This window comes from Paracoccus sp. Z118 (assembly GCF_019061185.1).
GTDB lineage: Bacteria > Pseudomonadota > Alphaproteobacteria > Rhodobacterales > Rhodobacteraceae > Paracoccus.
Genome location: NZ_JAHQZU010000053.1, coordinates 1 through 6,130, shown reverse-complemented (window position 1 = coordinate 6,130; position 6,130 = coordinate 1). Strand labels below are relative to the sequence as shown.

Here is a 6,130-nt window from a genome sequence, read left to right as displayed (position 1 = left end):
GCGTCGGGAAACGCGGCGCGGATCAGCGCCTCGATATCATGGGCCTCCATGGGCATGGTCATGGTCCTTCATCATCGGCTGGGCCTGATGTAGGCAAGACGCGACGGGGCCACAAGGGCTTGGGGGTGGGTCATCGTCGCGCGGTGGGAATACTGTCCATCGCGTCTGCTGGCCGGCCGACAGCCATTTGAAATGAGAAACCTTTCGGAAGCGTCCTCGCGGGACGATTCCGAAAATGCACGCGATTATTGACCATCGAAAAACTCCACGGCGCGCATGCTAAAATGGCCGCCCAACGACGACCTGACGGACGAATCTGTTGTGCGGGGCGCGGTTGCGCCGATCCGCCCTGAGTCGACCCATGAGATGGATCCGGGCCAAGCGTGAGATATGCTCGTCAAACAGCCTTCGAATCGGACTGGCTGCACCCGACTGTTCGATTTTCCATCAACGCGCCATAGGTATTCCAGCGTGCCGGCCAAGCGGATTGCGTTTGTCACGCCGCCCGTCCGGAATCCTGAGCGCTTGATGGATTCCGTCATCTTCCCTGGACGCATAGCGCCAGCCGATCGCGGCGGCGATGGTGCGCGAGCTTCTCAACCCGAGCGTCTCGCCCTCCGGCCTCGACCGCTGCCTGCGGCATGGCTCCGGCAACCTGCACAATCTCAGGCCCGCCACGACCCGGCCAGCGCACAAATTTTTTGAGGGCTGCGCGCGCGCGGAAAGCCGAGCTGGGGCGGATGCTGGCGCAATGCGCCTCGGGCACCGTCTCGGATTGTTGGGTGATCGAGTCGCTGGGCAACCACGCGCTGTGCACGCATCACGCCGTCGGCGAGGCATGACGATCCCGATCAGACTGCCCCTTCAGCGCGCCCGCCCTCGCGGAAGCTGCGCCGGTAGTCCGAGGGGGCGGTGCCCAACTGGGCGGCGAACTGCTGGCGCATCGTCAGGGCGGTGCCGAAGCCGACCTCGTGGGCGATGCGCTCGACCGGCAGGTCGGTCGTTTCCAGCAATTGCTGCGCGCGGGCCACGCGCTGCGCGTTCAGCCAGCGGGTGACGGTCATGCCCGTCGCCTCGCGGAAACGGCGGGTGAAGGACCGGCGGCTCATATGCGCGACCCCGGCCAGCCGGTCGAGCGTCAGCGGCTCGGCCAGATGCGCCAAGGCCCATTCCAGCACGCCCGGAAGCCGGCTCTGACAGGGAAACTGCGGCACCGGCCGTTCGACATACTGCGCCTGCCCGCCTTGACGGTGCGGCGGGGTGACGAGGATCCGTGCCATGCGGTTGGCCTCCTCCGACCCGTGCCGCATCCTCACCAGATGCAGGCAGCAGTCGATGGCTGCGACGTTCCCGGCCGAGGTGACGATGTTGCCATCCTCGACATACAGCACGTCCGGGCGGAAGACGGCAGCGGGAAAACGGCGGGCAAAGGTCTCTCGTGCCATCCAGTGCGTCGTCGCCTGCCGACCGTCGAGCAGTCCGGCGTCACCCAGCACGAAGGCGCCGAGGCACAAGCCGACGATCGGCTTTCCCTCGGCATGAGCCTCGCGCAGCGCCCGGATCAGGGGTTCGGGCGCGCGGGCGTCGGGATCGTTCCAGGCGGGGACGATCACGATGTCGGCGCGCGCGAGCCCGTCTAGGCCGTCCTCCACGCGGACCTCAAGCCCGGCATCGGTGCGGATCATGCCGGGCGTCACCGCGCAATGGCGCACCTCGTAGGCGCGAGAGCCGTCAGGGTTCCGGCCGACGCCGAACACCTTGCCGGGCACGGCCAGATGGAACAGGCTCGCGCCGTCGAAGGCGAGCACGGCAACACGCTGCGGGGTCATGGCGCTCACGGGACGCTGGCGACGAGGTTCGCCCGGACCACCTGCACCCGCTGCGGACAGACGGTCAAGTGCGGGCTGCCGGGACGGGCCGCGATCGTGCCCGTTCTCGCCCGTTGGCCCGAAACCTTCGTCCGCTGGCCATCGGGCCGCTTCCCCCGGAAGGGCGGCGCGCCCAGATTGAACCCATCAGCAACCTGACCGGAGCCGCACCATGCAGCCAACGACAATCATCCGCGCCGTCGCGATCTTTCTGACCCTCGGCGCGGCAAGCGCCTCCGCCCAGACCGCGCCCGAAGCCCCCGACACCGCCGACGTGCAGATGCAGCACATCCGCAATGCCACGGCGAAGATCACCTATGCAGGCCAGACCTTCCTCGTCGATCCGCTGCTGGCGGCGAAGGGCGCCTATCCCGGCTTCGACGGAACGTTCCACAGCGAGCGGCGCAACCCGCTGGTCGATCTGCCGATCCCGGCCGAGGAGGTCATGGAGGGCGTCGACGCGGTGATCGTGACCCACACCCATCTCGACCACTGGGACGGCGGCGAGCACCGGTTCGTGCCCAAGGACATCCCCCTCTTCGTGCAGCACGAGGCCGACGCCGAGATGATCCGGGGCCAAGGCTACACCGACGTCCGCATCCTGGGCGAAAGCGCCGAGTTCGAGGGCGTGAGCCTGACGAAGACCGGCGGCCAGCACGGCACCGACGAGATGTATGCCATCAGCGAACTGGGGGCGTTCCTCGGCGTGGCGATGGGGGTCGTGTTCCAGGCGCCCGAGGCGCCCACCGTCTACTTCGTCGGCGACACCATCTGGCGCGACGAGGTGGATGAGAGCCTCGACGCGTTCGATCCCGACGTGATCGTTCTGAACGCCGCCGAGGCACGCCTGAAGGGCTTCACCGGCTCCATCATCATGAGCAAGGACGACGTGCTCCGCGCCGCGCAGGCCGCCCCGGACGCCACCCTGGTCGCCGTCCACATGGACGCGATCAACCACATGACCCTGAGCCGCGATGCCTTGCAGGACTATGTCGAGCAGAACGGCATCGAGGAGCAGGTCCGGATCCCCGCCGACGGCGAGATCCTGACGTTCTGAGGCTGGCGAGTTGAGCTGGCGGCGGGGATCTCCGCCGCCAGCTTTTTTCACGGCGCGCAGGCGTAGCTGACCTTCAGCGATCAGGCTCATTCCCAAGGCGCTTGACGTTGCCGGTGTAAGGTTGGGCACCGTCTGCGGCGGCGTCTTCCGGGCGGAGGGCGAAGGGGCGCTTTCCGGGCCGGCGACACCGTGTGGAAGGACATGGCTGCGGGCAACCTCGAGGCCTTCAGGCCGGAGGGCGTCATCGTCGATGCGGGCGATACGCAGAACCAGCGACTCGGCGCGATCATCATGGGCATGGAGGATGTCAGGCGCGTCTTTGACGCCACTGACGCCCGGATCGTCGCCTCCACATGGAAGCGTCAACCACTGCCAGCTGAGCCGGCACAGAGCTGCCGGACTTCGCGGCTGGCCGTGGCATAGCGCCGCCTTTCCGTCCCCGAGGACGACGAAGTGTCGGAGCCTCGAGAGCGCAATGGTGGCACCCCTTCGCCTCCGACGAGCAGAGGCCGCCCTCAAGGGCGACCTTCACGTCATCACAGCCCGTCCGGACGCGGGTCCGGGACGAAGCCGCCGGCGTTCGGCATGACGATCTGCCGGAAGCTTTCCGCGTCCAGCTCGGCATCCTCGGGCAGGATGCCCGCGCGGCCGAGGATGTAGGCGGACAGCGCATAGACCTCGTCCGGCGACAACGAGCCGGGTTCGATCATCGGCATGGCCCGGTGGACATAATCGAACAGCGTGCTGGCATGCGGCCAGTAGCTTTCGACGGTCTTGAGCGGCTTGTCGGTCGCCAGCGTGTCGCGGCCACCGATCAGGGCCGGGGCGCCGGTCTCCTTGATGCCCTCCAGGTTCTCGCCGTGGCAGCTTGCGCACTGCTCGACATAGAGCGTCTCGCCCTCGGCGTAGGTTCCGCTGCCGTCCGGCAGCCCGGATCCGTCGGGCATGATGTCGATGTCGATTGCCGCGATCTCCTCCTCCGTCGCCGGGCGGCCGATCCCGAAATTGGCGTCGAGCCCTGGTGTCACATCACTCTCGGCCTCGATTACGGGGGACGGGGGCGTCGGTTCCTCGAGTTCCCCGACCGGCTCCGGCAGGGCGGCGACGGTTCGGGGCATGGCTGCGTCAGCCGGCGTGTCGGAGGTCTGGGCCTGCGCGACGGTGCAGGCCACGATCAGGAATCCGCTCAGGGCAAGCTCACGCGTGAACATTGGTCACCTCTCCGCTCGGCGCGACGTGCCAGCTCTGGATTGCGTTCAGGTGGTAGACGGATTTCGTGCCACGGACCGCGACAAGCTCGCCGAGCGTCGGCTGGACGTAGCCCGTCTCGTCGGTGCAGCGGCTCTGGAGCACGGCCTCGGACCCGTCCCAGATCCAGGGCATGCGGAAGCGCGTGTGGCTCTTGTGCAGCACCGGCTCCTGCAGGGCGGCCTCGGTCCAGGTCTTGCCGCCATCGGCCGAAACCTCGGCCTTGGTGATCTTGCCGCGTCCCGTCCACGCCAGCCCGGTCACCTCGTAGAAGCCCGGCCGCGGCAGCTTCATCGCCCCCGACGGGAAGGTGATGACCGACTTCGCATCCATCTCCAGCGTGAATTGCCGGGCGCTGCCGTCGGGCATCAGGTCGGTGTATTTCGACGTCTCCTCGCGGGTCATGTAGGGCTTGTCGCTGACCTCGATCCGGCGCAGCCATTTGATATGGGTGTTGCCCTCCAGCCCCGGCAGCAGCAGCCGCAGCGGATAGCCCTGTTCTGGACGCAGCGCCTCGCCGTTCTGCGCATAGGCCAGGATCGCGTCATCCATCGCGATGTCGATCGGGCAGGATCGCGTCATCACGGCGGCGTCGGCGCCCTCGGCCAGAATCCATGCGGCGCTGTCCTGGACACCCGCCTCCTTCAGCACCGTGGACAGCAGCACCCCGGTCCATTCCGAGGTCGAGGTCAGCCCGTGCGTTCCCTGCACGGTCTTCAGCGTCGGCTTCTCCCACTCGGTCAGCCCATTGCCCGAGCATTCGATGAAGTGGATGCGGCTGACCGAGGGCATGCGCCGCAGATCGTCCATGGTCAGGCGCAACGGCTTGTCGACCATGCCGTGAATGATCAGGTTGTGAGAGGCGGCGTCGATATTCGGAATGCCGCCATGATGGCGTTCGAAATGCAGCCCCGATGGCGTGATGATCCCGTGGCCTGACGCCAGGGGCGTCATCGACCAGCTCGAATCGAGGCTGTCGGTCGGATAGCGCCAGCGGATCTCGTTCTCGAATTGCGAGCGGGAGCCGTAGCCGCCGTCATCGAGGATCAGCCGCCCCTGCTCCTTGGTCGGATCCGGCTGCACCGGGTATTCGATCGCGCCGGGCGGCGCGTCGGCCCGCGCCCTTCCTCCGGACAGCAGCAGCCCGGATACGAGGGCGCCGCTCGCCAACAGGCCCCGCCGGGTCAGGCCCGGAAACATGCCCTCCTTGCAGTCACAGTCCTCCTCTGCGACCTCGCCTGCCATGATCCGGCGCTCGATCTCGACCAGCGCCTCGGCCATCTGCCGCTCCGCGGGTCCGTAACGATCGCTGGAAAAACGCTGGTCAGCCATCGGCTCCTCCCGATATTTCCTTGTGCGCCAGGAAATTACTCCTGCATGATGATGATGATGCGTGGCAGGCATCCAGTTGGCAACCTCGATCATCGGAGCGGATCTGAGCTCGGCCACAGGTTCGACTAACCTCTGCGTCACGATCACTGCCGGAAACACAGGAATTGAACCCGGAACGGCCAATGCAAGCGGCAGCACGACGAGCGAATTTCGTGTCGCGGTGGAAAAAGGCGACGGCCCGCCCCGCAGCCGGATTCGTGCAACGCCCAAGCCGATGAACGGGGCAATGACCACGAAGGCGATATAGATGGCCAATGCAGACCGAGCATGACTGCGGGCCGCGTCAGAACCGGGAACGGCCGTTGCCACGACCAAAAACAGGACGGCCGCCGTAGCCGGGACCGGAGGAAGGCCAGAAACGTCACTTGCCCGTTGTCCCGACCGAATGTCGTGCGGCCCAAAGCTGAAGATCATAGGCACGGCGATCAGCCACACGTGCGCCTGCACGAGCGCCCCGATGCGCACGAGGTTAGGCTCCAGACCCATTGATTTCAGGCTGTTGGCGTGATTCAGGCATGGCGAGGAGACCTGATATATGAGCAACCTGTTCTGGCTGACCGACGCG

The 6,130-nt window shown here is 66.7% G+C and carries 7 protein-coding genes; 4 read left to right on the top strand and 3 right to left on the bottom strand.

What is annotated here, in order from left to right; all coding sequences use genetic code 11:
• The first annotated feature begins 701 nt into the window (after positions 1–701).
• Positions 702–842 carry a hypothetical protein gene (locus KTN05_RS16975; RefSeq protein ID WP_217330562.1) on the top strand — a complete coding sequence of 47 codons (141 nt, stop codon included), beginning with the start codon at positions 702–704 and terminating at the stop codon, positions 840–842.
• A 9-nt stretch (positions 843–851) separates the two neighbouring features.
• Here the strand turns inward: KTN05_RS16975 and KTN05_RS16970 are convergent, their stop codons facing one another.
• Positions 852–1,829, bottom strand: a complete 978-nt coding sequence (locus KTN05_RS16970) for a GlxA family transcriptional regulator (RefSeq protein WP_254368319.1) — start codon at positions 1,827–1,829, stop codon at positions 852–854.
• A 211-nt stretch (positions 1,830–2,040) separates the two neighbouring features.
• Here KTN05_RS16970 and KTN05_RS16965 point away from each other — a divergent pair, with 211 nt between their 5' ends.
• Both KTN05_RS16965 and KTN05_RS16960 read left to right on the top strand, forming a co-directional pair.
• The gene (locus tag KTN05_RS16965) at positions 2,041–2,925 is read left to right on the top strand and encodes an MBL fold metallo-hydrolase (RefSeq protein WP_217330560.1); all 885 of its coding nucleotides are present in this window, start codon (positions 2,041–2,043) and stop codon (positions 2,923–2,925) included.
• A gap of 201 nt (positions 2,926–3,126) precedes the next feature.
• On the top strand, positions 3,127–3,348 hold the full coding sequence (locus KTN05_RS16960; RefSeq protein ID WP_217330559.1) for a hypothetical protein: 222 nt from the start codon (positions 3,127–3,129) through the stop codon (positions 3,346–3,348).
• A gap of 113 nt (positions 3,349–3,461) precedes the next feature.
• On the opposite strand, the gene KTN05_RS16955 is transcribed toward KTN05_RS16960, so the two are convergent.
• Both KTN05_RS16955 and soxC read right to left on the bottom strand, forming a co-directional pair.
• Positions 3,462–4,136, bottom strand: coding sequence for a c-type cytochrome (locus tag KTN05_RS16955; protein ID WP_217330558.1), 675 nt, complete (start codon positions 4,134–4,136; stop codon positions 3,462–3,464).
• Positions 4,123–5,505 (bottom strand): sulfite dehydrogenase, encoded by a 1,383-nt coding sequence (gene soxC / locus KTN05_RS16950; RefSeq protein WP_254368318.1) that lies wholly within the window; start codon positions 5,503–5,505, stop codon positions 4,123–4,125. The genes KTN05_RS16955 and soxC overlap by 14 nt, the downstream gene beginning before the upstream one ends.
• Before the next feature lie 61 nt (positions 5,506–5,566).
• Here soxC and KTN05_RS16945 point away from each other — a divergent pair, with 61 nt between their 5' ends.
• A complete protein-coding gene (locus tag KTN05_RS16945; protein WP_217330557.1) occupies positions 5,567–5,812 on the top strand; it encodes a hypothetical protein in 246 nt (81 codons plus the stop codon).
• The last annotated feature ends 318 nt before the right edge of the window (positions 5,813–6,130 follow it).